The sequence below is a fragment of the Streptomyces sp. MK37H genome (genome assembly GCF_018035285.1).
Taxonomy (GTDB): domain Bacteria; phylum Actinomycetota; class Actinomycetes; order Streptomycetales; family Streptomycetaceae; genus Streptomyces; species Streptomyces endocoffeicus.
On record NZ_JAAAYH010000031.1, the window covers coordinates 15,150 to 41,107 of the forward strand.

The 25,958-nt window shown below is 71.5% G+C and carries 23 protein-coding genes; 16 read left to right on the plus strand and 7 right to left on the minus strand.

Translation table 11 applies throughout. From position 1 onward, the window contains the following. The first annotated feature begins 41 nt into the window (after positions 1–41). The 3 genes from GWI24_RS07555 to GWI24_RS07565 all read left to right on the plus strand — a co-directional run bounded on the left by GWI24_RS07555 (position 42) and on the right by GWI24_RS07565 (position 4,578). Complete coding sequence (locus tag GWI24_RS07555) at positions 42–1,364, plus strand: M14 family metallocarboxypeptidase (RefSeq protein WP_210945117.1); 1,323 nt, start codon at positions 42–44, stop codon at positions 1,362–1,364. Between the two features lie 199 nt (positions 1,365–1,563). Beyond that, positions 1,564–3,294 carry a BCCT family transporter gene (locus GWI24_RS07560; RefSeq protein WP_308343547.1) on the plus strand — a complete coding sequence of 577 codons (1,731 nt, stop codon included), beginning with the start codon at positions 1,564–1,566 and terminating at the stop codon, positions 3,292–3,294. A 240-nt stretch (positions 3,295–3,534) separates the two neighbouring features. Then, the gene (locus tag GWI24_RS07565) at positions 3,535–4,578 is read left to right on the plus strand and encodes an oxidoreductase (protein ID WP_210945118.1); all 1,044 of its coding nucleotides are present in this window, start codon (positions 3,535–3,537) and stop codon (positions 4,576–4,578) included. A gap of 77 nt (positions 4,579–4,655) precedes the next feature. Here GWI24_RS07565 and GWI24_RS07570 read toward each other — a convergent pair whose 3' ends face one another. The 4 genes from GWI24_RS07570 to GWI24_RS07585 all read right to left on the minus strand — a co-directional run bounded on the left by GWI24_RS07570 (position 4,656) and on the right by GWI24_RS07585 (position 9,478). After that, positions 4,656–7,040, minus strand: a complete 2,385-nt coding sequence (locus GWI24_RS07570) for a Tex family protein (RefSeq protein ID WP_210945119.1) — start codon at positions 7,038–7,040, stop codon at positions 4,656–4,658. Between the two features lie 141 nt (positions 7,041–7,181). Beyond that, entirely contained in the window at positions 7,182–7,322 is a 141-nt protein-coding gene (locus GWI24_RS07575; protein ID WP_201854464.1) for an LPFR motif small protein, read from the minus strand. Between the two features lie 274 nt (positions 7,323–7,596). Then, positions 7,597–8,460, minus strand: a complete 864-nt coding sequence (locus tag GWI24_RS07580; RefSeq protein ID WP_210945120.1) for a hypothetical protein — start codon at positions 8,458–8,460, stop codon at positions 7,597–7,599. 259 nt (positions 8,461–8,719) lie between these two features. Beyond that, positions 8,720–9,478: an enoyl-CoA hydratase/isomerase family protein gene (locus GWI24_RS07585; RefSeq protein WP_210945121.1), complete on the minus strand. Its 759-nt coding sequence runs from the start codon at positions 9,476–9,478 to the stop codon at positions 8,720–8,722. Positions 9,479–9,783: 305 nt separating this feature from the next. Between GWI24_RS07585 and GWI24_RS07590 the strand changes: the two genes are divergently transcribed. Then, complete coding sequence (locus tag GWI24_RS07590) at positions 9,784–10,290, plus strand: ATP-binding protein (RefSeq protein WP_210945122.1); 507 nt, start codon at positions 9,784–9,786, stop codon at positions 10,288–10,290. Here the strand turns inward: GWI24_RS07590 and idi are convergent. The 3 genes from idi to galE form a co-directional block, all read right to left on the minus strand. Continuing rightward, complete coding sequence (gene idi, locus GWI24_RS07595; protein WP_210945123.1) at positions 10,265–10,876, minus strand: isopentenyl-diphosphate Delta-isomerase; 612 nt, start codon at positions 10,874–10,876, stop codon at positions 10,265–10,267. The genes GWI24_RS07590 and idi overlap by 26 nt on opposite strands. 63 nt (positions 10,877–10,939) lie before the next feature. Next, on the minus strand, positions 10,940–11,863 hold the full coding sequence (locus GWI24_RS07600; protein WP_210945124.1) for a cation diffusion facilitator family transporter: 924 nt from the start codon (positions 11,861–11,863) through the stop codon (positions 10,940–10,942). A gap of 73 nt (positions 11,864–11,936) precedes the next feature. After that, positions 11,937–12,923 (minus strand): UDP-glucose 4-epimerase GalE, encoded by a 987-nt coding sequence (gene galE, locus GWI24_RS07605; RefSeq protein WP_210945125.1) that lies wholly within the window; start codon positions 12,921–12,923, stop codon positions 11,937–11,939. A 679-nt stretch (positions 12,924–13,602) separates the two neighbouring features. Here galE and GWI24_RS07615 point away from each other — a divergent pair. The 12 genes from GWI24_RS07615 to GWI24_RS07670 form a co-directional block, all read left to right on the plus strand. Beyond that, positions 13,603–15,480 (plus strand): DUF5941 domain-containing protein, encoded by a 1,878-nt coding sequence (locus GWI24_RS07615; protein WP_210945139.1) that lies wholly within the window; start codon positions 13,603–13,605, stop codon positions 15,478–15,480. Then, a complete protein-coding gene (locus tag GWI24_RS07620; RefSeq protein WP_210945126.1) occupies positions 15,477–16,214 on the plus strand; it encodes a sugar phosphate nucleotidyltransferase in 738 nt (245 codons plus the stop codon). The genes GWI24_RS07615 and GWI24_RS07620 overlap by 4 nt, the downstream gene beginning before the upstream one ends. After that, positions 16,202–17,275 carry an iron-containing alcohol dehydrogenase family protein gene (locus GWI24_RS07625; protein WP_210945127.1) on the plus strand — a complete coding sequence of 358 codons (1,074 nt, stop codon included), beginning with the start codon at positions 16,202–16,204 and terminating at the stop codon, positions 17,273–17,275. The genes GWI24_RS07620 and GWI24_RS07625 overlap by 13 nt, the downstream gene beginning before the upstream one ends. After that, a complete protein-coding gene (locus GWI24_RS07630; RefSeq protein WP_210945128.1) occupies positions 17,241–18,032 on the plus strand; it encodes a CDP-alcohol phosphatidyltransferase family protein in 792 nt (263 codons plus the stop codon). Before GWI24_RS07625 ends, GWI24_RS07630 begins: the two co-directional genes overlap by 35 nt. Positions 18,033–18,043: 11 nt before the next feature. Then, positions 18,044–18,916, plus strand: coding sequence for a glycosyltransferase family 2 protein (locus tag GWI24_RS07635; RefSeq protein WP_210945140.1), 873 nt, complete (start codon positions 18,044–18,046; stop codon positions 18,914–18,916). A gap of 79 nt (positions 18,917–18,995) precedes the next feature. Beyond that, positions 18,996–19,931, plus strand: coding sequence for an ABC transporter permease (locus tag GWI24_RS07640; RefSeq protein WP_210945129.1), 936 nt, complete (start codon positions 18,996–18,998; stop codon positions 19,929–19,931). Further along, positions 19,924–20,757: an ABC transporter ATP-binding protein gene (locus tag GWI24_RS07645; protein ID WP_210945130.1), complete on the plus strand. Its 834-nt coding sequence runs from the start codon at positions 19,924–19,926 to the stop codon at positions 20,755–20,757. The genes GWI24_RS07640 and GWI24_RS07645 overlap by 8 nt, the downstream gene beginning before the upstream one ends. Before the next feature lie 214 nt (positions 20,758–20,971). Then, positions 20,972–21,745, plus strand: coding sequence for an IclR family transcriptional regulator C-terminal domain-containing protein (locus GWI24_RS07650; protein WP_308343552.1), 774 nt, complete (start codon positions 20,972–20,974; stop codon positions 21,743–21,745). Between the two features lie 190 nt (positions 21,746–21,935). After that, on the plus strand, positions 21,936–22,238 hold the full coding sequence (locus tag GWI24_RS07655) for a response regulator transcription factor (RefSeq protein ID WP_210945132.1): 303 nt from the start codon (positions 21,936–21,938) through the stop codon (positions 22,236–22,238). 93 nt (positions 22,239–22,331) lie between these two features. Continuing rightward, a complete protein-coding gene (locus GWI24_RS07660) occupies positions 22,332–23,795 on the plus strand; it encodes an MFS transporter (RefSeq protein ID WP_210945133.1) in 1,464 nt (487 codons plus the stop codon). 81 nt (positions 23,796–23,876) lie between these two features. Further along, positions 23,877–25,250 carry an NAD(P)/FAD-dependent oxidoreductase gene (locus tag GWI24_RS07665; RefSeq protein WP_210945134.1) on the plus strand — a complete coding sequence of 458 codons (1,374 nt, stop codon included), beginning with the start codon at positions 23,877–23,879 and terminating at the stop codon, positions 25,248–25,250. A gap of 135 nt (positions 25,251–25,385) precedes the next feature. Continuing rightward, a partial coding sequence (locus GWI24_RS07670) for an ACP S-malonyltransferase (RefSeq protein WP_210945135.1) occupies positions 25,386–25,958 on the plus strand: 573 nt, incomplete at its 3' end.

Sequence of the window (25,958 nt, forward strand, 5' to 3'; positions counted from 1 at the left end):
CACCGATATCGCCCCCATCCCCTCACCCCAGGAGGTCCTTCGTGTTCTCGCGGTCACCCCTCATCCGCAGCGCCGCTTGCGGCGCGATCGGTGCGCTGCTGACCGGGTCGTTCCTCAGCGCGCCCGCGCGGGCCGAACAGCGCCCGCCGCGTACGGGGTTCGAGATCAGCCATGGCGCACGGTGGACCACCCAGGCCGAGGAGGCGGACTTCCTCACGGCCGTCGACAAGGCCGCCCCGCGCGTCGCCGTCGACCGCATCGGCGCCACCGCGCAGGGGCGGCCGCTGCGGCTGGTGCGGATCGGCGCACCGGCCGCACCCGACGATCCGGCCCGGGCGGCGCGCGGCAACGTCCTGCTGCTGATCTGCTCCCAGCACGGCGATGAGCCGTCCGGCCGCGAGGCGTGTCTGTCCACCATCCGCGACCTCGCCTACGCCAAGGACAACCGGACGCGGCGCTTCCTGGAGCGCACCCAGGTGCTCGTCGTCCCGACCGCCAACCCCGACGGCCGCGCCGCCGACACCCGCGGCAACTCCGACGGCGTGGACATCAACCGCGACCACATCGCGCTCTCCACCGCCGAGTCCCGCGCGATGGCGGGCGTCATCCGCGACTGGCGCCCGGACACCGTCTACGACCTGCACGAGTACGGGGCGACCGCCCCGTACTACGTGAAGGACCTGCTGGCGCTGTGGCCGCGCAACCTCAACACCGAAGGCCCGGTGCACCGCGAGGCGCGGACCCTGTCGGACGCCTATGTGCGCCCGAGCGTCGAGACCGCGGGCCACACCACCGGCGTCTACGGCATCTGGACCGACCCCGAGACCGGCGAGCCGGTCAAGCAGGTGGCGGGCGACGGCCAGGAGCGGATCCTGCGCAACACCGCGGGCGTCAAGCACTCCGTCGGACTGCTGGTCGAGACTCGCGTCGATCCGCTCACCGACGCCGAGAAGGCCGACCCCGCCCTCAACAACCGCCGCCGGGTGGGCTCCCACCTGGCCGCCCTGAACGGCACCTTCGACTTCATCACCCAGCGGCGCGCCCGGATCGAGGCGGCCACGACGGCGGCGCGGCTGGCCGGCTACGCGGACCGGGGCCCGGTCTACCTCGGCGGCGCCGACAACGAACCGCCGGAGGAGGGCACGGTCCTCCAGGATCCGCCGTGCGGCTACAGGCTGGACGCCGAGCAGTACGGCGAGATGCGGGACGAGCTGGCCCTGCACGGGGTGACGGCGCGCCGCGTCAAGGGCGACGGAAGCGCCTTCGTACCGCTGCGCCAGTCGGCCCGCGCGCTGGTTCCGCTGCTGCTGGACGGCCGCGCCGCGTACCACCTCACCGCGGGGCAGCCGGTGGACGCATGCTGACCTGACGCCCTGACGCCCGCCCTGACGGTGCTGACCTGACGCCCGCCCTGACGGCACACGAAAACACCGGCCCCACGGCCGGTGGCATGCATCCCGGAGTCCTGGGTAGCCGAAAAGCCGTCAGATAAACCCTCAGTGAAAGGTCTCTTGCGTGCCGCAGACAGGTACAACCACGGGGGACGTCAGCGGCGATCCTCCGGTGACCGTGGATCTCCCCGGCTCCGACCCCGCCGGGCCCCATCGGACCCCCCAGACGGACCGCGTGGTCTTCGGCGTCTCCGCCGCGCTGACGGTCGCCTTTGTCATCTGGGGGTCCGTGGCCAGCGACACCCTGGAGAGCGTCTCGGACAGCATGCTCTCCGGGCTGATCCACAACGGTGGATGGGCCTTCGTCCTGGCCGCGTCGGGATTCGTGATCTTCGCCCTCTGGCTGGCCATGAGCCGCTACGGCAAGATCACCCTCGGAAAGGAGGGCGAGGAACCCGAATTCCGCACCGTCTCATGGGTCGCGATGATGTTCAGCGCGGGCATGGGCATCGGTTTGATGTTCTACGGCGTGAGCGAGCCGCTGTCGCACTTCGTTTCCCCGCCGCCCGGGACCGACCCCGGCACCGCGGCCGAGAAGATGCAGACCGCGATGTCCACCACGCTCTTCCACTGGACGCTGCACCCGTGGGCCATCTACGCGGTCGTCGGCCTGGCCATCGCGTACAGCACCTTCCGCCGCGGCCGCCGGCAGACGATCAGCGCGGTCTTCACACCGCTCATCGGCTCGAAGAACGCCAACGGCTGGGGCGGCCGGGTCATCGACATCCTGGCCATCTTCGCCACGCTCTTCGGCTCCGCCGCCTCGCTCGGCCTCGGCGCGCTGCAGATCGGCAGCGGTATCGAGGTGCTGGGCTGGAAGAGCGACGTGGGCACGGGGCTGCTGGTCGCCGTCATCGCGATCCTTACGGTCGCCTTCATCGCGTCCGCCGTCTCGGGCGTCGCCAAGGGCATCCAGTGGCTGTCCAACATCAATATGGTGCTGGCGCTCTTCCTCGCGGTCTTCGTCTTCGTGGCGGGTCCGACCATCATCATCCTCGATCTGCTGCCGACCTCGATCGGCTCCTACGTCGGCGATCTGCCGCAGCTGGTGGGCCGCACCGAGGCCACCGGCGGCAAGTCGGTCGCGGACTGGCTGAGCAGCTGGACGGTCTTCTACTGGGCCTGGTGGATCTCCTGGACGCCGTTCGTGGGCATGTTCATCGCCCGGATCAGCCGCGGCCGCACCATCCGGCAGTTCGTGGGCGGTGTGATCCTGGTTCCGAGCACCGTCAGCCTGATCTGGTTCGCCATCTTCGGCGGCTCGTCGATGAAGCTTCAGGCCGCGGGGCGGCTGGGGAAGGAATCCACCCAGGAGGGACAGCTGTTCGGGGTGCTGGACCAGTACCCGGTCGCCGGGGTGATGAGCGTCCTGGTGATGGTCCTCGTCGGCATCTTCTTCGTCTCCGGCGCCGACGCGGCGTCCATCGTGATGGGCACGCTCTCGCAGAAGGGCGCCTTCGAGCCGACCCGCTTCGTGGTCGTCTTCTGGGGCGTGGTCACGGGCGCGGTGGCGGCCGTCATGCTGCTGATCGGTGGCGGTGGGGGTGACGCCCTCACCGGGCTGCAGAACCTGACGATCCTGGTGGCGGCCCCCTTCACGCTGGTGATGGTGGGGCTGTGCTGGGCCCTGCTGAAGGATCTGCGCCGCGATCCGCTGATCGTCCGGGGCGAGAAGGGCGAGGAGGCCGTCGAGATGGCGGTCATCGCCGGTCATGAGAAGTACGCGGGCGAGTTCGAGATCCGCATCGGCCCGGCGACCCCCTCCGACGCCGACTCCCCGTCGCAGAACGAGGACGGCGCGGCCAGGTCGGACGATCGCACCACCGCGGCCGACGCCCGCTAAGCGGATCGGCGGAAGTCGGCCGCGGTTCGGACGCGCCCCGAAGGGGCGCGGGGAACCGCGCGACCAGCCACGACGGCGTCGCAGACGATCGACGGCACGTCGGGGCACTTCCTGCGGACCCCTTAGCGGCCCCGGCCGCCGCTTTCGGGCGCGGCCGGGCCTGCCGCCCGGACCCACCGGTCCGGGCGGCGCACCGCCGGTTACCCCCTGATACCGCCCCGAAGCGGGAATACTTGGGGCATGACCTCCGAGTACGTGACCTTCGGGCTGGCCCCGGCGATGCGCGCGGGCGGTGTGCTGGCCGACGGCGCGTACCAAACCCACCGCGACTTCCTGGACTTCGTAGTGGACGGCAGACCCCTGCTGGCGCGCCTCGCCGACCTCGACGCGATCTCACCGCTGGCCGCCGGCATCGGGCCCTCCGCCCTCGCCGAGCAGGTGCGGAGGCTGCTGCTGGAGACGGAGGCACCGCCGGAGGGGAGCCGGTTCGTCCTCTACGGCTGCCCGGAGTGCGAGGGGCTGGAATGCGGGGCCGTGACCGCCGTCATCGAGCGGGACGGTCCCGACGTCGTCTGGCGTGACTTCGTCTGGCAGACCGGCGAGACCCCGGACGTCGAGCGCGACGGCTACCACGACCTCGGCCCTTACCGCTTCCACGGCGATCAGTACCGGACCGCGCTGAAGGGGCTGCTGACCGCCGACGGCGCGCTCGCGCCCGAGATGCCGAACGGCCCGAGGGCGCTGCTGATCGGGCCGCGCGCCGCCGTCCTCGCCAAGCTGGCCGCCGCGTTGCGCCGCATCGGCATCGGCGCCGAGATCACCCTGGACGCGGCGGGCGCCCACGCGGATGAGTTGCGCAAGTACGGTGCGGTGGTCTTCGGCCGGACGGTGGGTCAGGGCGAGCGTGACGCGGTCCGTGACGCCTTCGCGGCGGCGCGCTCCGACGCGGTGTGCGTCACCGCGCTCGCCCCGATCGTTCCCCTGCTCGTCGCCCAGGTCGAACAGGCCCTGGACCGCGCCCCCCACGACCGCCGCCGCCTCCTCGGCCTGACGACGGTGGCGGGCGGGGCCGAGGCGGTGGTCGAGGTCGCGGCCACATGCCGGGTGGCGCTTGTGGCCCATCGCCTGGACCGGCTGTCCCGGCCCCATACGCGCGAACTCTTCGACGCCGTCCTGGACCCGGGCACCCACCACGTGCCCCTGGACCCCCGCGCGCTACGCGGCCGCTCCTACCTGGTGGCGCGCACCAACGAAGCGGTCCGGGTCACGCCCGTGGAACGGTAACGGCGGCAGTCGGCCCGCCCCCTGCGCGGCCTCGCCGTCATGGCGAGGCCGACCAGGGGCGGACCGTTCTCAGAGGGTCAGCGCTTCTTCGGGTCCAGCAGGCCCGCCCTCCGCAGGGCGTCGGCCATCGCGCCGTTCACCGGGGCCGCGTCGCGGCCGCCGCCACGCTGGCCGCGGCTGCCGCCCTGACGCTGCTGGGGCGCGCCGCGACGGCCCCCGCCGCGCTGGCCGCGGCCGTCGTCGGAGCGGTTGCGGTCACGGTCACGGCCGCCGCCGGACGGGGCGCCCGCCTCGTCGTCGAGCCGGAGCGTCAGCGAGATCCGCTTGCGCGGGATGTCGACGTCCAGGACCTTCACCCGCACGATGTCACCGGGCTTGACCACGTCCCGCGGGTCCTTGACGAACGTCTTGGACATCGCGGAGACATGGACCAGACCGTCCTGGTGCACACCGACGTCCACGAACGCGCCGAACGCCGCGACATTGGTGACGACGCCCTCCAGGATCATCCCGGCCGACAGGTCGCCGATCTTCTCGACGCCCTCCTTGAAGGTCGCGGTCTTGAAGGCAGGACGCGGGTCGCGGCCCGGCTTCTCGAGCTCCTTGAGGATGTCGGTGACGGTCGGCAGACCGAAGGCGTCGTCCACGAACTCGTCCGGCCGCAGACCGCGCAGCACCGAGGTGTTGCCGATGAGGGTGGTCACGTCGCCGCCCGCCGTGGTGGCCATCCGCCGCACCACCGGATACGCCTCGGGGTGCACGCTCGAACCGTCCAGCGGGTCGTCGCCGCCGCGGATGCGCAGGAAGCCCGCGCACTGCTCATACGCCTTGGGGCCGAGCCGGGCCACGTCCTTGAGCGCCTTACGGTTGCGGAACGGGCCGTTGGTGTCGCGGTGGGAGACGATGTTCTCCGCGAGGCCGGTGCCGATGCCCGAGACCCGGCTGAGCAGCGGGGCGGAGGCCGTGTTGACGTCCACCCCGACACCGTTCACACAGTCCTCGACGACCGCGTCGAGCGAGCGGGAGAGCTTCACCTCGGACAGGTCGTGCTGGTACTGACCGACGCCGATCGACTTGGGGTCGATCTTGACCAGCTCGGCCAGCGGATCCTGGAGCCGCCGCGCGATGGAGACGGCGCCGCGCAGCGAGACATCGAGCTCCGGCAGCTCCTGCGAGGCGAAGGCGGAGGCCGAGTACACGGAGGCGCCGGCCTCCGAGACCATCACCTTGGTGAGCTTCAGCTCGGGGTGCTTGCCGCACAGGTCGCCCGCCAGCTTGTCGGTCTCGCGGGACGCCGTGCCGTTGCCGATCGCGATGAGCTCCACCTTGTGCTCACGCGCCAGCGCGGCCAGCTTGGCGAGGGCCTCGTCCCACTGGTTGCGGGGGACGTGCGGGTAGATCGTGTCCGTGGCCGCCACCTTGCCGGTCGCGTCGACCACGGCCACCTTCACGCCCGTACGGAAGCCGGGGTCGAGGCCCATCGTGACGCGCGTACCGGCCGGGGCTGCGAGCAGCAGATCGCGGAGGTTGGCGGCGAAGACCCGGACGGCCTCGTCCTCGGCGGCCTGGCGCAGCCGCAGCCGCAGATCGATGCCGAGGTGGACCAGGACGCGGGTGCGCCAGGCCCAGCGCACCGTGTCGGCCAGCCACTTGTCGGCGGGGCGGCCGCGGTCCGCGATACCGAAGCGCTGGGCGATGGAGCGCTCGTAGGAGGTGGGGCCGGTCTCCTCGGAGGGCTCCTCCGGCTCCAGGGTGAGGTCGAGGACCTCCTCCTTCTCACCGCGGAACATCGCCAGCACCCGGTGCGAGGGGAGCTCGGTGAACGGCTCGGCGAAGTCGAAGTAGTCGGCGAACTTGGCGCCCGCCTCCTCCTTGCCCTCGCGCACCTTGGTGGCCACCCGGCCGCGCTCCCACATGCGCTCACGCAGCTCGCCGATCAGGTCAGCGTCCTCGCTGAACCGCTCCGTGAGGATGGCCCGCGCGCCCTCCAGCGCGGCGGCGGTGTCCGCGACGCCCTTCTCGGCGTCCACGAAGGCCGCCGCGGCGGCCGTAGGCTCCACGGTCGGGTCGCCCAGCAGCCCTTCGGCGAGCGGCTCGAGCCCGGCCTCGCGGGCGATCTGCGCCTTCGTACGCCGCTTGGGCTTGTAGGGGAGGTAGATGTCCTCCAGTCGGGCCTTGGAGTCCGCGGCGAGGATCTGCGCCTCCAGGGCCTCGTCCAGCTTGCCCTGGGAGCGGATCGAGTCGAGGACCGCGGTGCGCCGCTCCTCCAGCTCCCGCAAATAGCGCAGCCGCTCCTCCAGGGAGCGCAGCTGCGCGTCGTCGAGCATCTCCGTCGCTTCCTTGCGGTAGCGCGCGATGAACGGCACGGTGGAGCCGCCGTCGAGCAGCTCGACGGCGGCTTTGACCTGCCGTTCCCGTACGCCGAGTTCCTCGGCGATCCTGCCTTCGATGGACGTCGTCACGATCACGCTCCGCTTTCGGTCTGAACTGCTCCTGCATTGTGGCAGGTGGCACTGACGAAGCGGTCGCGGCCGACGCTTTCGGCGGGCCGGGAGGCCCGGGTACGGGGCCGGGCGGACACCGGTATCAGCCGGAAACGGTCATCACACCCGCCTGCGGCGCGGTCCGCTCGCCGCATCGGAGACACCGCCGAGGAGGCGGGCCACAGCGCGGAACGGAAGCGTCACCACGGTCGCGATGGCGGCACCGATGGCACGGAGCACATCGGCGATGGCGCGGAACACGGGATACCTCCTGTCGGTCGGTGGCGGCTCGGCGGCGGCCGCCGGGCACCGTTCGCTACGCGGCGCACGGGCTGTTGCCGGCGTACGCGGCGCGCGGTGTGGGCGCCCGGTTGTCAGACGGCCGATCGCGCACAACAAGCGGGTATCCCGATGTGCCCCTGCCAAACGCGGCCCCCCGGCGGGGCCGCCGACCAGGACCATGTGCCGGGCTCACGCCGGGGCCGAGCCTCGCCGGGAGGCTCGGCGTCCGACGGGCGGCCCAAGGGGCCGTCGGTCAGCTCTTGCCGCGAAGGTCGGTCGGGAAGGCGCCGTTCTCGCGGGCGGTTGTGGAGAATGCGGTGGCGAGTTCGGTGAGCCGGGACACTCCCTCGGCGCCCAGGTGCTCGTACGGTGCCGCGTCCAGGCGGTCGGTCTCGGCCTCCAGGTCCTGGCGCAGCCGCTCACCGGCCTCCGTCAGCTCGTTGTCCGCGGTGAGCAGGCCGCGGTCGCGCAGCCGCTGGCGGCCCGCCTCCCACTCCTCGGCGCTGTAGCCGCGCGTGCGCAGGATCCACTTGGTGGACATGCCCTGACCGGTCGCGGTGTGGGAGGCCAGCGCCTCGACCGCGTCCAGCCCGGCGCCGACCAGGGTCATCAGATGGGCGTCGCCGCGGTGTTCGCGCAGCAGCGTGGCGGCGTGCCACAGCGCCAGGTGCGGGGCGTCCGGGACGGGCAGGTCGGCGTGGGCGGCGTACAGCGGACGCGCCAGGCGCGAGCACGCCTCCGTGGCGCGCAGGGCCAGCTCCGCGGCCTCGGCCAGCTCCTTGGAGGCGATGACCTCCTCGCCCAGCACCCGCCGCAGCACCGAGTCGGCGGCCCGCAGCCGGGCCTCCAGGGCGACCTCGGGGGAGACCACGTCCCACGCGGCCGGAATGTGGCGGGCGACCAGGTCGTGGCTGAAGTTGAAGAAGGTCGCGGTGACGGTGCCCGCGCCCACCCGTCCCAGGGGCGCCGCGCGGCCGACGAAGTATGCGGCCGCGCCGTCCTTCAGCCCCAGCTCGGCGAGTTCCTCGCCGAAGTCGGGGGAGAAGTAGATGGCGGAGTGGAGGGGGTTGACGACGCTGTAACAGCGACGGGCGGCAAGCTCGGGAAGTGTGGTCATGGGCGCACGCTACCGACTGGTAGTCACCCCCGGTAGCCCGGGTCTCACCAGTCCTCGTCGGTCCCGCCGGATCCGGCCACAACCCCGGCCGCCGTGACGCCCTTACCGATCCCATGGACCCGTCCGGTTCGGCCACAACCCCGGCCGCCGTGACGCCCTTACCGATCCCATGGACCCGTCCGGTTCGGCCACACCCTGGCCGCCGTGACGTCCTTACGGATCCCATCAACCCGCCCGATCCGGCCGCGTCCGGCCGCGGTCATTCGGCCGGTGGGGTCCAGCGGAAGCTCGGAGGGCGGCGCTCGAAGAAGGCCGCGATGCCCTCGGCGGCCTCCTTGCTGTCCCCCGCCTGCTCCTGCCAGTACGCGACCCTGTCCGGTTCGACGGGCCCGGCCGCGAACTCCTTGACCGCGGCCTGGGTGAGCTGCGACCGGGAGACCAGCACCCGCGTGAACTCCGCCACCCGCTTGTCGAGTCCGCCCGCCGGCAGCACCTCGTCCACCAGACCGGTGCGCAGCGCCCGCTCGGTGTCGATCAGCTCGCCCGAGAACAGCAGGAACTTGGCGGTGGCCGGTCCCACCAGCTCGACCAGCCGGCGGGTCGAGCTGGGGGCGTAGACGATCCCCAGCTTGGCCGGGGTGATCCCGAACTGGGCGCCCTCCTCGGCGAACCGCAGATCGCAGGCGGCCGCGAGCTGGCAGCCGCCGCCCACGCAGTAGCCGCGCACCGCGGCCAGGGTCGGCTTGGGGAAGGCGGCCAGCGCCTCCTCGGCGGGCAGCGCGATTCCGGCGGTCTCCTCGTACGTGGTGCTCAGCGAGCCGATGTCGGCGCCCGCGCAGAAGGTGTCGCCGTCGCCGGTGAGGACCAGCGCGCGTACGGCGGAGTCGGCGGCGAGTTGTGCCAGCAGCGGGGGCAGCGCCCGCCACATCCCGGGGGTCATCGCGTTGCGCTTGGCGGGGTGGCGGATGACGACGGTCGCTATGCCGTCGGCGACCTCGTGCTCCAGGGAGGGCTCCATGTGGCGGATCGTATCCGGGCCGCTCATGTCCGGGCCGCGCGGCGGCGCCTCCGATGGCATCCTGGCCGGGGCCCAGCCGGGACCCGGCCGTTCAAGCCGGTCACGGCTGAGTCAAGGCTCGGCATCCACAGAGACAATGCACGGAATCCACGCGAGCAGGAACAGTCGAGCGCGTGACGCTGGCATACGCCAACGATCAAAAACGCTCGATAAGCGTCAAGTTGTGCGTAGTCCATCGGTCAGTACCAGAGCTTCCCAACACTCGGTACGAGAGGTCGGGCCGCGGCGAGGGGTGGGTATCACACATGGAGATCGTCGGGAGAGTCCCCTCCGAAGCGGGACACGCCCCGCCCGCGCCGCCGCCCCCGGCCGGCTACGAGGGGACCTGGCGGTTCACCGCACCGGCCCTGGACTCCTCCGTGCCACAGGCCCGGCACGCGGTGCGCGAGCTGCTGGCCCATCAGCGGGTGCCGGTGCACGACGAACTGGTGGAGAGTCTGCTCCTGATCGTCTCCGAGCTGGTCACCAACGCGGTACGGCACGCCGCGCTGCTCTCCCCCGAGATCGCCGTCGAGGTCTCCCTGGGCCGGGACTGGGTCCGGATCGCCGTCGAGGACAACCACCCCTACCGGCCCGTCGCGCTGATGGCGAACCAGGACGGGACCGGTGGGCGGGGACTGCTGCTGGTGACGGCGATCACGGAGGAGGCGGGCGGGGTCTACGACGTGGACCACACGGCGAGCGGCGGCAAGGTGGTCTGGGCCGCCCTTCCGCTGCCCGGCGCCGCTACCAGCCTGCCGCCGTCCCGGTGAGCTCACGGACCGCCGGGCGGGCCGCGTCCAGCACGGTCATGAACCACGCCGAGAACGGGCCCTCGTCGCGCAGCTTCTCCAGCTCGTCGGGGGTGACGAAGGCGATCTCGCCGATCTCCTCGGGGTCCGGGCGCGGGGTCGCCCGGACCAGCCCCGCGAAGAGGTGGTTGTACTCCTGCTCCACCAGGCCCGAGGCCGGGTCCGGGTGGTTGTAGCGGACCGTGCCCGCCTCCCGCAGCAGCGCGGGCGCCACGCCCAGCTCCTCGGCGGTGCGCCGGGCGGCGGCCACGAACGGCGGCTCACCGGGGTACGGGTGGCCGCAACAGGTGTTGGACCAGACCCCGGGGGAGTGGTACTTGCCCAGCGCGCGGCGCTGCAGCAGCAGCCGCCCCTCGTCGTCGAAGAGGAAGACGGAGAACGCCCGGTGCAGCTTGCCGGGTGCGAGATGTGCGGAGAGCTTCTCCGCGGTGCCGATCGTCGTACCGTCCTCGTCGACCAGCTCGAGCATGATCGGCTCTGCGGGACCGCTCGGCGCGGCGGTCTCGGCGGTCTCGGCGGAGCCGCCGTTGGCAGGTGTGATCGGCATGACCATCCTCTAGTTCCGACTCGTGAACGTCCAAGTCTGCCGCACATGTGCCCCTCGTCCATGTCAGTGGCACAGCTTGGCTTCGTGATCAGCATGCCCACCCGGTTCCAGCTGGAACGTGCAGTGCCCGACGTCGAAGTGCTCCCCGAGACATCCCTGGAGGGCGTGCAGCATCCGCTCGTGGCCCATCGCGTCCAGGGCCCCCGGAGCGACCACCACATGCGCGGAGAGCACCGGCATTCCCGAGGTGATGGTCCAGACATGGAGGTCGTGCAGCCCCTCGACCCCGGGCAGGGCCAGGATGTGGGCGCGTACGGCCGCCATGTCGACATTCCGCGGTGCCGCCTCCAGGAGCACGTTCAGCGTCTCGCGCAGCAGCTTGTACGTCCGCGGGACGATCATGAGGCCGATCACCAGGGACGCGATGGGATCGGCCGTCTGCCAGCCGGTCCCCAGGATGATCCCGGCGGACACCAGCACCGCGACCGAGCCCAGCGCGTCCGCCGCGACCTCCAGGAAGGCGCCCCGGACGTTCAGGCTGGTGCGCTGCCCGCCCCGGAGCAGGGCCAGCGACACCAGGTTCGCCGCCAGGCCGACGGCGCCGAAGACGATGGTCAGCCCGCCCTCGGTGGCGGCCGGGGTAAGGAACCGCAGCACCGCCTCATAGAGGATGTAGCCGCCGACGCCGAACAGCAGCAGACAGTTGCCCAGGGCCGCCAGGATCTCGGCACGGGCATAGCCGTAGGTGCGGTGCGGGCTCGGGGGACGGCCCGCGAAGTGGATCGCCAGCAGCGCCATCGCGAGCCCGAGCGCGTCCGTCGCCATATGACCGGCGTCCGCGAGCAGGGCGAGGGAGCCGGCCAGCAGACCGCCGATGATCTCCACGGCCATCACCGTGAGGGTGATGGCCAGGGCGATCCGCAGCCGCCACCGGTGGGCGGCGCCCGCGGTGGTGTGGCCGCGGGCGTGGTCATGACCTGCGCCCATGTGCGTAGGGCCCTCCTCCCGGCGCCGCGGTCCACTGCTGACCAGTGAACTACGGCACCGGGGCGGGGACGGGTCAGCCGCGCCGGGCCTCGGGGTGGTGCAGGCACCAGCCCGCCCAGGCCGATTCCACCATCGCGCGCACATCGTGCCGGGCGCTCCAGCCCAGCTCCTTGGCGATCAGTTCGGTGGATCCGACGACCCGGGCCGGATCGCCCGCCCGGCGCGGCCCGACCACGGGGGCGAGTTCCGGGCGGCCGGTGATCTCGCCGATCAGATCGGACATCTCCCGCACCGAGACGCCCCGGCCGGTGCCGATGTTCACCGTGAGATCGCCCGGCTCCGGCTGCGCGGCCAGGCGACGGGCCACGGCCAGATGGGCGGAGGCCAGATCCTCGACATGGATGTAGTCGCGGACACAGGTGCCGTCGGGGGTGTCGTAGTCATCGCCGAAGATCCGCGGCGGCTCTCCCTCGGTGATCCGCTCGAACATCATCGGGATGATGTTGAACACTCCGGTGTCGGCCAGATCGGGGCGCGTGGCACCCGCCACATTGAAGTAGCGCAGACAGGCCGTGGAGAGGGAGTGGGCCGCGCCCGCCGCCCTGACCAGCCATTCTCCGGCCAGCTTGGTCTCTCCGTACGGATTGATCGGCAGGCACGGGGTGTCCTCGGTGACGAGTTCCACATCGGGCATGCCGTAGACGGCGGCGGAGGAGGAGAAGAGGAAGCGGCTGACACCGGCCGCGACCGCCGCCTCCAGCAGCACCGTGAGCCCGTGCACATTCTCGCGGTAGTAGCGGAGCGGCTGCTCCACGGACTCCCCGACCTGCTTCTTCGCCGCGAGATGCACCACACCGGTCACTCCCAGCTCGGCGAACGTGCGGTCCAGCAGCGCACGGTCCAGGGTGGAGCCGCACACCAGCGGCACGTCCCCGGGCAGCCGCGCCCGGATGCCGCTGGTCAGGTCGTCGAGCACGGCCACGGACTCGCCCGCCTCGGCCATGGCCCGCACGACATGCGACCCGATATATCCGGCACCACCTGTGATCAGCCATGTCATGCCCCGCACCCTATCCGTGGCGGGGCGATCGCCGTTTGTGGAGGACAGCCGCCATCCACCATGATGATCGGCGGCGCGCGGAAGTGGTCGTTCCCCCGATCGTGTGGTGAATGTGCGGTGAACGGCGGCTTCCATCGATCCGATAGCCTCTGCCGGACGTGCCGCCGGCCCCACGGGGCAGGGCGTGCGACGTCCACGGCCCGGAGGGCCCCAGGCCAGTGCCATCAGCGGCGCGGCCACCATGTCAGCTGCCAAGGAGTGAGTTCGTCTGTCGACCGCGATCCTCACCGGTGCGCCGGTCGCCGGCTCGTCCCTCGAGGACGACCTGCGGTCGCTGGGCTTCGCCGTGCGCACGGCGACCGACGCCGCCGGGGTCACGGCGGAGCTCGCCGCCGTCCCGGCGCATGAGCGGGTGGCCCTCGTGGACCCCCGCTTCGTCGGCCATGTCCATGCCCTGCGGCTGGCCCTCACCGACCCCCGCTTCCCCGCCGCCACGGTGCGCGGTGCGCTGACGGCCCAGCCCGAGGCGCGACCGGCGCTGGCCCGCGCGGTGACGGCTACCGCCGCCACGGCGCGGGCCAGTGGGAACAGCGGCGGGGCGCCCACCGCCGCCCCCGCTCAGGCCCTCGGCTCCGCCGAGAGCCCGGCGCCCGCGGCCACGCCGGCAACGGCGCCCGCCATCGACGGCGGTGGCCCGGGCCAGGAGGCCCCTGCCGGTGCCAATGAGGCGGCCGAGCCGGATGCGGCCGCGCTCGGCGCGGCCGGGGCCGTCACCGCGGGTGCTGTCGGTCAGGCGACCCGCACCGGCGGGAGGGCCGCGTCCGACGCGGCGCACGCGTCGGGCGACGCGGGGAGCTGGAGCCGGACGCAGCCGTCCGGGCCCGCCACCGCCCTCGGCGCCACCGAGGCACCCACTGCCGCCGCGCCCGGCGAGGCCACGCGCGTGGCCTCCCCGGACCGCGCCGCCGACGCGGCCGCGGGCGGCGTGGCGCCTGCCGACGGCGGCTCCGCCGCGCAGTCGCCGGCCGTGGCCGCCACCGAGGCGCCGACCCCGGCCGGGACGGCCGACGCCCACTCCCGCGTGGACGACCTCGCCGCCGCCCTCGACGCCGAAGGCGTCCCCGTGCACCGGCCCGAGCTCGGGGTGCTCGTGGCCGCCGTGCCCGCGGACGCCGCCGCGCGGACCGCGGCGCGGGACGCCGTGGACGCGGTGGACGACGAGCGGGTGCGGCTGCGGTCGGCCGTGAAGTCGCGGGACGGCTTCTTCACGACCTTCTGCATCAGCCCGTACTCCCGCTACATCGCCCGCTGGTGCGCCCGGCGCGGGCTGACCCCCAATCAGGTCACCACCGCCTCCCTCCTCACTGCGCTCATCGCCGCGGCCTGCGCCGCCACCGGCACCCGGCCCGGGTTCGTCTCGGCCGGTGTGCTGCTGATCGCCTCGTTCGTACTCGACTGCACCGACGGGCAGCTGGCCCGCTATTCGCTCCAGTACTCCACGCTCGGCGCCTGGCTGGACGCCACGTTCGACCGGGCCAAGGAGTACGCCTACTACGCGGGCCTCGCGCTCGGCGCCGCCCGCGCCGACGGCGACGACATCTGGGCGCTCGCGCTCGGCGCGATGGTGCTCCAGACCTGCCGCCATGTCGTGGACTTCGCCTTCAACGAGGCCAACCACGACGCCACCGGCAACTCCAGCCCCACCGCCGCCCTCTCCGGCCGCCTCGACAGCGTCGGCTGGACGGTCTGGATGCGCCGCATGATCGTGCTGCCGATCGGTGAGCGCTGGGCGATGATCGCCGTGCTGACGGCGCTCACCACGCCCCGTATCACCTTCTACGCACTGCTCATCGGCTGTGCGCTGGCCGCCTGCTACACCACCGCGGGCCGGGTGCTGCGCTCGCTGACCCGCCGGGCCGAGCGCACGGACCGGGCCGCCCGCGCCCTCGCCGAGCTGGCCGACTCCGGCCCACTGGCCGAGCTGGTCGCCAAGGCCGCCCCCCGCCGGATGAGTTCGTACCTCGCCCCGCTCTCGGCCGCCCTCGGCACGGCGGCCGTCCTGGCCGGCACCGCGGCCGCCGGTTTCGGCTCCTGGGTGCCCGTCGGCTGCGCCGTGCTCTACGCGGTCCTCGCGGGCGTCGCCGTCGCCGCGCCCCTCCAGGGCCCCCTCGACTGGCTGGTGCCGCCGCTCTTCCGCGCGGCCGAATACGGCACCATCCTGATTCTGGCGGCTTGCTCGGAGGTGAACGGCGCGTTGCCGTCGGCTTTCGGGCTCGTTGCGGCAGTCGCCTACCATCACTACGACACGGTGTACCGCATCCGTGGCGGCACGGGAGCGCCCCCGCACCGGCTGGTGCGGGCGATCGGCGGGCACGAGGGGCGGACGGTGGCGGTCACCGCCGCCGCTGCCCTGCTGCACCACCAGAACCAAGGTTTCACCATCGCGTTGACCGCTTTGGCGGCGGCCCTCGCGCTGGCGGTGCTCATCGAGAGCATCCGCTTCTGGGTGTCCTCAGGAGCACCCGCTGTACACGACGAATCAGGAGAACCCGCATGATCGGCCTTGTGCTCGCGGCCGGCGCCGGACGGCGTCTGCGCCCCTACACCGACACGCTTCCCAAGGCCCTGGTGCCCGTGGACGGTGAGACCACCGTCCTCGACCTGACCCTCGGCAACTTCGCGGAGGTCGGTCTGACCGAGGTCGCCATCGTCGTCGGCTACCGCAAGGAGGCCGTGTACGAGCGCAAGGAGGCCCTGGAGAAGCGTTACGGCGTCAAGCTCACGCTGATCGACAACGACAAGGCCGAGGAGTGGAACAACGCCTACTCCCTCTGGTGCGCCCGTGACGCGATCCAGCACACCGTGATCCTCGCCAACGGCGACACCGTGCACCCGGTCTCGGTCGAGAAGACCCTGCTGGCCGCGCGCGGCAACGGCCAGAAGATCATCCTCGCCCTGGACACGGTCAAGCAGCTCGCCGACGAGGAGATGAAGGTCGTCGCCGACCCCGACAAGGGCGTCCAGAAGATCACCAAGCTGATGGACCCGGCCGAGGCGACCGGTGAGTACATCGGCGTCACCCTCATCGAGGGGGAGGCCGCCGCCGACCTCGCGGACGCGCTGAAGGCCACCTTCGAGCGCGACCCCGACCTCTACTACGAGGACGGCTACCAGGAGCTGGTCAACCGCGGCTTCAAGATCGACGTGGCCCCCATCGGCGACATCAAGTGGGTCGAGATCGACAACCACGACGATCTGGCGAAGGGCCGTGAGATCGCGTGCCAGTACTGACGAGGCTCATCCCCTCGCCGCTCGTCGTCGACATCCGCGCGGGCGCCCTGGACGACCTCGCGGGGGTCCTCGCCGACCAGCGGATCTCCTCCTCCGGCAAGCTGGCCATCGCCATCAGCGGCGGCTCCGGCGCCCTGCTGCGCGAGCGGCTGGCGCCGGCGCTGCCGGGCGCGAGCTGGTACGAGGTCGACGGCGGCACCCTGGATGACGCGATCAAGCTCGCCGACCGCATGAAGTCGGGGCACTACGACGCGGTCGTGGGGCTGGGCGGCGGAAAGATCATCGACTGTGCGAAGTTCGCCGCGGCGCGCATCGGCCTTCCGCTGGTCGCCGTCGCCACCAACCTCTCGCACGACGGTCTGTGCTCCCCGGTCGCGACCCTCGACAACGACGCGGGCCGCGGCTCGTACGGGGTGCCCAACCCGATCGCCGTGGTCATCGACCTCGATGTGATCCGGGAGGCGCCGGTCCGCTTCGTCCGCTCCGGTATCGGCGACGCCCTGTCCAACATCTCCGCGGTCGCCGACTGGGAGCTGTCCAACCGGGAGACCGGCGAGCAGATCGACGGCCTCGCGGCCGCGATGGCGCGCCAGGCCGGTGAGGCCGTGCTGCGCCACCCCGGCGGGGTCGGCGACGACGGCTTCCTCCAGGTGCTGGCCGAGGGACTGGTGCTCACCGGCATCTCGATGTCGGTCGCGGGGGACTCCCGCCCGGCCTCCGGTGCCTGCCACGAGATCAACCACGCCTTCGACCTCCTCTTCCCCAAGCGCGCCGCCAGCCACGGCGAGCAGTGCGGTCTGGCCGCCGCCTTCGCGATGCGTCTGCGCGGGGCGCACCAGGAGTCGGAGCACATGGCCGAGGTGCTGCACCGGCACGGGCTGCCCGTGCTGCCCGAGGAGATCGGCTTCACCGTGGACGAGTTCGTCCAGGTCGTGGAGTTCGCTCCGAAGACGCGCCCCGGCCGCTACACGATCCTCGAGCACCTCGACCTCTCATCCGACGCGATCAGGGACGCATACGCCGACTATGCCAAAGCAGTCAGTCAAGCCATCAGTGGCTGAACTCCGCCCGGTCGTCCACCCCGTTGGGGTGAAGGACCGGCGGAGCGGTGAGCACTGGGCCGGGCGCCTCTACATGCGCGAGATCTCGCTGCGCATCGACCGGCACCTGGTGAACACGCGGGTCACGCCCAATCAGCTGACGTATCTGATGACCGTCTGCGGCGCCCTCGCGGCCCCGGCCCTGCTGGTGCCGGGGATCGCGGGCGCCGTGCTCGGGGTGCTGATGGTCCAGCTCTACCTGCTGCTGGACTGCGTCGACGGCGAGATAGCCCGCTGGAAGAAGCAGTTCTCGCTGGGCGGTGTGTATCTGGACCGGGTCGGCGCCTATCTGTGCGACGCCGCGGTGCTCGTCGGCTTCGGTCTGCGCGCCGCCGACCTGTGGGGCTCCGGGCGGATCGACTGGCTGTGGGCGTTCCTCGGCACCCTCGCCGCGCTCGGTGCCATCCTGATCAAGGCCGAGACCGACCTCGTCGGGGTCGCCCGGCACCAGGGCGGTCTGCCGCCGGTCAAGGAGGCGGCCGCCGAGCCCCGCTCGTCCGGTGTGGCGCTGGCCCGCAGGGCGGCCGCGGCGCTGAAGTTCCACCGGCTGGTCCTCGGGGTCGAGGCCTCGCTGCTCATCCTCGTGGTGGCGGTCGTGGACCAGGTGCGCGGCGACCTGTTCTTCACCCGGCTGGGCGTTGCCGTACTGGCCGGTATCGCCCTGCTGCAAACCCTGCTTCACCTCGTGTCCATCCTCGCGTCGAGCAGGCTCAAGTGAGCATGAGCACAATGAAGCTCGGAGCGGTCGTCCTGACGATGGGCAATCGCCCCGAGGAGCTGCGCGCACTCCTCGACTCGGTCGCCAAGCAGGACGGCGGCCCGGTCGAGGTGGTCGTCGTGGGCAACGGCTCGCCGCTGCCCCCGCTCCCCGAGGGGGTCCGGACCATCGAGCTGCCCGAGAACGTGGGCATTCCGGCGGGCCGCAACGTGGGCATCGAAGCGTTCGGACCCGGCGGGTCGGACGTCGATGTGCTGCTGTTCCTCGACGACGACGGGCTGCTCCCGGGCACCGACACGGCCGAGCTGTGCCGCCAGGCGTTCGCCGCCGATCCGAAGCTGGGCATCATCTCGTTCCGCATCGCCGACCCCGACACCGGCGTCACCCAGCGTCGCCATGTGCCCCGGCTGCGCGCCTCCGACCCCCTGCGGTCCTCCCGGGTGACCACCTTCCTGGGCGGTGCCAACGCGGTCCGTACCACGGTGTTCCAGCAGGTCGGAGGGTTGCCGGACGACTTCTTCTACGCCCATGAGGAGACCGATCTGGCCTGGCGGGCGCTGGACGCCGGGTGGATGATCGATTACCGGTCGGACATGGTGCTGCACCATCCGACCACCGCCCCGAGCAGGCACGCGGTCTACCACCGCATGGTGGCGCGCAACCGGGTCTGGCTGGCCCGGCGTAACCTTCCTGCGCTGCTCGTCCCCGTCTATCTGGGCGTCTGGCTGCTGCTCACACTGGCCAGGCGTCCGTCGAAAACCGCACTTCGGGCCTGGTTCGGAGGGTTCCGGGAAGGCTGGAAGACACCGTGTGGTCCACGCCGCCCCATGAAGTGGCGTACGGTATGGCGCCTGACCCGACTGGGCCGACCTCCTGTCATCTGACAAGCTCGTAACGAAGAGCATCGGGCGCGACCCGGGGCGCGGCCCCGCTCAGCGCACCCTGAAGACGAAAGTGTCAACTGTGAGCGAGACTACGCACGACGGTGCGGTAGCCGTGAGTGGCCCGCCATCAGCCGACGACGGCCTGTCCCCGGCCGAGCTGGCGCGGAAGTACGAGCTGTCGGTGAGCGGCGCCCGGGTGAGCCTCGGCGAGTACATCCGCCAGATGTGGGGCCGGCGTCACTTCATCGTGGCCTTCTCGTCGGCCAAGCTCACCGCCCAGTACAGCCAGGCCAAGCTGGGTCAGCTGTGGCAGGTGGTGACCCCGCTGCTCAACGCCGCGGTGTACTTCTTCATCTTCGGCCTGCTGCTGGGCGGCAGGGGCGGAATGAAGAACGACATGTACATCCCGTTCCTGGTGACGGGCGTGTTCGTCTTCACTTTCTCGCAGAACTCCGCGATGGCCGGGGTGCGCGCCATCTCCGGGAACCTGGGGCTGGTGCGGGCCCTGCACTTCCCGCGGGCCTCGCTCCCCATCTCGTTCGCGCTCCAGCAGCTCCAGCAGCTGCTCTTCTCGATGATCGTGCTGGTCGTCGTGTTGCTGGGCTTCGGGCACTTCCCGGCCTTCGCGTGGATCCTGGTCATCCCGGCCCTGGCGCTGCAGTTCGTCTTCAACACCGGTCTGGCCCTGGTGCTGGCCCGGATGGGGGCCAAGACCCCCGACCTCGCGCAGCTGCTGCCGTTCATCCTGCGTACGTGGATGTACGCCTCCGGTGTGATGTACCCGCTGGAGCACATGCTGCAGAAGGCGGGGGCGCACTCCTGGGTCTCCGACCTTCTGCTGGCCAACCCGGCGGCGGTCTACATGGACCTGATGCGGTACGCCCTGATCAACGACTACCCCTCGTCGAGCCTGCCGCCGCATGCCTGGGCGCTGGCGCTGGGGTGGGCGGTGCTGCTGGGTGCCGGGGGATTCGTGTACTTCTGGAAGGCAGAGGAGCAGTACGGCCGTGGCTGAGCAAACCCTCGACAAAGGTGCCCAGGCGGAGCGGGCCGACCAGGCCGCTCCGGCGGCTTCCGCGCCGACGCGGGTGCCCACCGTCATCGCCGACGACGTCCACATCGTCTACCGGGTCAACGGCGGCCCCAAGGGGAAGGGCAGCGCCACCGCCGCCCTCAGCCGCTTGCTGGGCCGGAAGAACGCCCCGGGCATGCGTGAGGTGCACGCGGTGCGCGGGGTCACCTTCGTGGCGTACAAGGGCGAGTCGATCGGTCTGATCGGGTCCAATGGCTCGGGGAAGTCGACTCTGCTCAAGGCCGTCGCGGGGCTGCTGCCCACCGAGCGCGGCAAGGTCTACACCAACGGCCAGCCGTCGCTGCTGGGTGTGAACGCGGCGCTGATGAACGACCTGACCGGTGAGCGGAACGTGATCCTCGGTGGTCTGGCCATGGGCATGTCGCGTGAGCAGATCCGGGAGCGCTACCAGGGCATCGTGGACTTCTCGGGCATCAATGAGAAGGGTGACTTCATCACCCTGCCGATGCGCACGTACTCCTCCGGTATGGCGGCCCGGCTGCGGTTCTCCATCGCCGCGGCCAAGGATCACGATGTGCTGATGATCGACGAGGCGCTGGCCACCGGTGACAGGAAGTTCCAGAAGCGCTCCGAGGCCCGGATCCGCGAGCTCCGCCAGGAGGCCGGCACGGTCTTCCTCGTCAGCCACAACAACAAGTCCATCCGGGACACCTGTGACCGGGTGCTGTGGCTGGAGAAGGGCGAGTTGCTGATGGACGGCCCGACCGACGAGGTCATCAAGGCGTACGAGAAGGAGACCGGCAAGTAGCCGCTCGGCGAACGCCGCCCCATAAACCATCAGGCCCCGCCGGGCAACCCGGCGGGGCCTTGTTGTCCACAAGCGGACCATGCACCCCGGATGGGAATGGGTGTGGACCCGTGGCACGTTGGGCAGAGCGACGGGGGAGTCTGCACGGGGGGCTGACGGGGTGGCCAACAGTGGTGCCGTGGGCGGAAGCGGTCATGCCGAGAGGGTGTTCCGCGTGCAGCGGGCCTTCACACAGCTCGGCGGGCGGGCCCATGGGCCCGGGGCGCTGGCCAGAGCGGCGGATCTGGACGACTCGACCGTCTACCGGATCCTCCAGTCCGGGGTGCACCAGGGCATCTTCGTCCGCGAGGGCCGGGGGCTGTACCGGCTGGGCTCGGCGGCCCCGCAGCTCGGTCTCAAGGCCCTGGCCCACTCGCCCGCGCCGGAGGCCGCCCACGCCCTCCTGGAGGCGCTGCGCCGGGACACCGGGGGGCTGGCCTTCCTCTATCTGCTGGCGCCCTTCGGCGGCGCGCACCGGCAGTGTGCCGACATGGCCGTCGGCGACTCCGATCTGACGGAGCTGGGGATGACGCCGCGCGCGGTGCAGACCGTCGAGCACTCGCTGCGGGTGGGGGCCGCGGGGCGGGCGATCCTGGCGTATCTGCCGGAGACCATCCAGTCGGAGGTGCTGGACCGGCCGGTGCCCGCCGAGGCCGGCCCCGGGGCCTACCGGGACGATGTGCGGCTCCTGGCCTCGCTGGAGCGGATCAGGGCGCGGGGGTACGCCCTGGGCCACGAGGAGTGCGCGGCGGGGTGGAACGAGTGCGCGGCGCCGGTCACCTGGGACGGGCTGGTGATGGGCTCGGTGCTGGTGATGAAGCCCGAACAGGTCATGACGCGGTGTCCGGTGACCGTCATCGAGGCGGTGGAGCGGACGGCGGCGGACCTGGCCGACCTGGGGCGGGGCCGTCCCGCCGACTCGGACGGCAACGATGCGAGAATGAAGTAAATTTAAGGTAACAGGTGTAAACGTGAAGCGCATTCCCCGCGCTTCACCAGCCCTTTCTCGCGAGGCGAGAAAGGGTCGGAAATCCTTGACTCGTACGGGCGTGCGGCCGCAATAATCAAGAGGGCAATCAAGTCTGATTCTTGCATGATCGGCGGCTCGAAGGGCCGCCTAACTAGGGGGAAATGTCACCGTGTCCGACAGGGGCGGTCTTGCCGTCGTGCCCGATATTCCCGTGCCCAACTGGGCGCGGGAGCTGGAACGTGTGCCGTTGTTATCAGCCAGGGAGGGCCAGACGTTTGCGCTGCTCGGCGCGGGCTGGTCCAACCGCCGTATCGCGCTGCGGCTGCAAGTGACCGAGCGCACGGTGAAGGCGCATGTGGCGTCAATACTCGCGAAACTGCAGGTGGAATCGCGGCTACAGGCCGGTCTGGTCGCGCTCAGCTACCGCCACCTGTACCAAAGTACAGTTCCGGGGAGGGGTGTGGCCGGTTAGCGTGGCCCCCGTCTGCCCCGTTTATCCGTCGGCCGGATAACGACGTGAACCAACCTGTCGCACAGCAATCGCGCCATCATAGGAAAGGTATTCATGGCTGACCGTTCCGGCCCGAGCGGATTGAACCCCGTGTGGACGCTGGTGGTGTCCGGACTCACCGTCTTCATGGCCGCCTTGGACAACCTCGTCGTCATCACCGCGCTGCCCGCCATTCAGAAGGACCTGGGCACCAGCCTCCAGGACCTGGAGTGGACGGTGAACGGCTACACCCTCACCTTCTCGGTCTTCCTGATGGCCGGTGCGGCCGCCGGTGACCGGTTCGGCCGCCGCCGGGTGTTCCTGGCCGGCCTCGTCGTCTTCACCGGGGCCTCCGCCGCCGCGGCGCTGTCCGACAGCGCGGACGCCCTGATCGCCGCCCGGGCCGTACAGGGCCTCGGGGCGGCCGTGGTGATGCCGCTGACGCTCACCCTGCTGACCGTGGCCGTCCCCGAGCGCCGGCGCGGTGTCGCGCTGGGCGTCTGGGGCGCCCTCAGCGGGCTCGCGGTCGCGCTCGGCCCGCTGATCGGCGGGGCCGTGGTGGAGAAGATCTCCTGGGAGTGGATCTTCTGGGTCAATGTGCCGATCGGTGTGGTGGTGCTGGTGCTCGGCCTGTGGAAGCTGGCCGAGTCCACCCGCCCGGACACCTCGCTGGACCCGGTGGGCACCGTCCTGGTCAGCCTCGGGGTGTTCGGCGTGGTCTACGCGCTGGTGTCCACCACCGAACACGGCTGGACCAGCGGCCGGGTGCTCGCCTTCCTGGCCGGCGGCCTGGTGGTGCTCGCGCTCTTCGTCGGCTGGGAGCTGCGCACGGCCGAACCGATGCTGCCGATGCGGCTGTTCGGCAACCGCGCGTTCAGCGCGGTCAACGCGGCCAGCCTGCTGATGTTCGCGGCCATGTTCGGACTGGTCTTCCTGCTCACCCAGTTCATGCAGAACATCCAGGGCTTCTCGCCGCTGGAGGCGGGCGTGAAGATGCTGCCGTGGACGGCGATGCCGGTCGTCGTCGCCCCGCTGGCGGCGCTGCTGACCGCCCGGCTCGGCAACCGTCTGGTGGTCGCCGCGGGCCTGTTGTTCGAGGCCGCGGGTCTTGGCTGGCTGGCGTCCGTGGTGAGCGCGGACACCGCCTACGCCGACCAGGTGCCCGGCCTGGTGCTCGGCGGAATCGGCCTGGGGCTGTTCTTCTCGCCCGTCGCGGAAATGGCGATGAACGTCGTCGCGCCCCGCGACCAGGGAATCGCCTCGGGCGCCAACAACACCTTCCGGGAGCTCGGCGGCGCACTCGGCGTCGCGGTGCTCACCTCCGTATTCACCACGCTGGGCGGATACGGCTCGCCCCAGGAATTTGTGGACGGGCTGCGGCCCGCCGCCTGGATCGGCGCCGGAATCGCCGCCGCCGGCTGTCTGGCCATTCTCATGGCACCGCGCGGCCGCACCGCGCCGGCCGAAACGAAGGTGATTTCTTCGGGGGCCGTCGAGGATTCAAACCAGGGAAACCTCCCGAGCCGGTCGCGCAACTAAATTCGGCAGAGCGAAGTCAGAGCGAACAAGATGATCCACCGGTTCCCGGGTCCCGGGTGACCATTGGGTATGGGGGACGCTATGTACGACGTCATTGTGGTAGGAGCGCGTATCAGCGGGGCATCGACCGCGATGCTCCTGGCGGGAGCGGGGTACCGGGTCCTTCTCCTCGACCGGGCGAAATTCCCCGGCGGTAAGGGGGCCGCCACCAATCTGGTCCACCCTCCGGGAATTCTCCGGCTGAAGCGCTGGGGGCTGCTGGACGAGGTGGCGGCCACCGGCTGCCCGCCCATCCACTCCTACGGTCTGCAGAGCGGCCCGGTTCAGCTGATGGCCAAGCTGCCCGCCGTCGAGGGTGTGGCCGAGGCGTACTCCCCGGAGCGCCGCAAGCTGGACGAGATCCTGCTGGAGGCCGCCGTCAAGGCCGGGGCGGAACTGCGCGAACAGGTCGCGCTGCGGGAGCTGCTGACGGACGACCAGGGCACCGTTATCGGCGTCCGGGCCGAGACCGAGGACCGCACCCCCATCGTCGAGCACGCCCGGCTGGTCGTGGGCGCCGACGGCTCGAACTCCACCGTCGCCCGGCTGGTGGGGGCCGAGAAGTACGACTCCCACCCGGTGCTCAACAAGAGCCACTGGTCGTACTGGGCCGATCTGCCGCACGACGGCAAGGTGCGCACCTACCGCCACCGCCATCAGCACGCCTTCACCTGGCCCACCCACGACGGCCTGACCATCGTCGGACTCGCCCTGCCGGTCAAGGACTTCAAGGCGTCCGCCGACGGGGAGCGCGACGCCACGGTCGTCTCCGCCTTCGAGGAGGTCGACCCGGAGTTCGCGGCGCGGCTGCGGGAGACCCGGCGCGTCGACAAGTGGATGACCGGCGCGGTCCCCAACTTCCTGCGCCACTGCCACGGCCCCGGCTGGGCCCTGGTCGGCGACGCGGGCTACACCCGCGACCCCATCACCGCCGCCGGTATCACCGACTCGCTGCGCGGTGCCGAACTGCTGGTGGAGGCCGTGGAGCCGGCCCTGGCCGGGGACCGCGACCTCGCCCCCGCCCTCGCCGACTACGCCCGGCGCCGTGACGCCCTGGTGAGCGGCCACTTCCAGTACACCCGCGACCACGCCGCGATCGCCGACTACAACCGCGAGGAGCTGGAGTTCATCCGGGCGATGGCACGCAGCCCGCACCACGGCAGCGGCATGGTCGGGATGTTCGCCACCATCGTCCCGCCCGCCGAGTTCTACTCCCCGGCCAATATCCACGCCCTCTTCGACCACATCCCGCCGGGCTCCGAGCCGGGCTGGAAGATCCGGATGGTGCGCTGGCTCGTCCGCGGCGCCCCCCGGCATCTGCCCCCGGCGACCCGGCTCGCCGACCGGCTGATCGCCGCCAACCTCGGGAGCATGGGCACCTTCCTGCTCGACTCCCCGGTCGCCCGCCTGGCCTAGCCGGGCTCCCTCGCGGCCCGCCCACCGGGCACGGCCGCGACCTCACAACGGCCTTCGGCCGCCCACAGCGCCGCGCCACCCGCGCGGGTGGCGCACCTCACCCACCGTCACCACCACAGCCATGGAGGCATCGGCATGTCCAGCAATCCGTCCCCCGGCGTCACGACGGCGTTCCTCTTCCCCGGACAAGGCGGCTTCGACGGCGAGGCGCTCCGCCGGGCCAAGGAGCGCCATCCCCAGATCGGCCGGGTCTTCGAGCGGCTCGACACCGTGACCGAGGAGCTCTACGGCAGCCGCATCTCCGAGGTGCTCTTCGGCGAGCGCAAGGCCGATCTGCGCGATCTGCTCGACAACGACCCCTGGGCCTCCCAGGTCGCCATCTACGGCGCCGGTCTGGCCGCCTACGAGATCCTCGCGGCCCAGGGCGTCGTCCCCGACGTGCTGGCCGGGCACAGCCTCGGCGAGATCACCGCCCTGGTGGCGGCCGGGGCCTTCTCGGTCGAGGACGGGGTCCGGATCGTCGCCCAGCGCGTCGCCGTGATCGAGCGGCAGGGCGGGGTCGACGGGCGCATGGTGGCCCTGGCCGCGAGCGCCGAGCGCACCCGCAAGCTGCTGGAGTTGGTGGACGAGCCGCTGCTGGCCGTCGCCACCGAGAACCACGACGAGCAGACCGTGGTCAGCGGCCCCGCCGGAATCCTGGACCGGGTC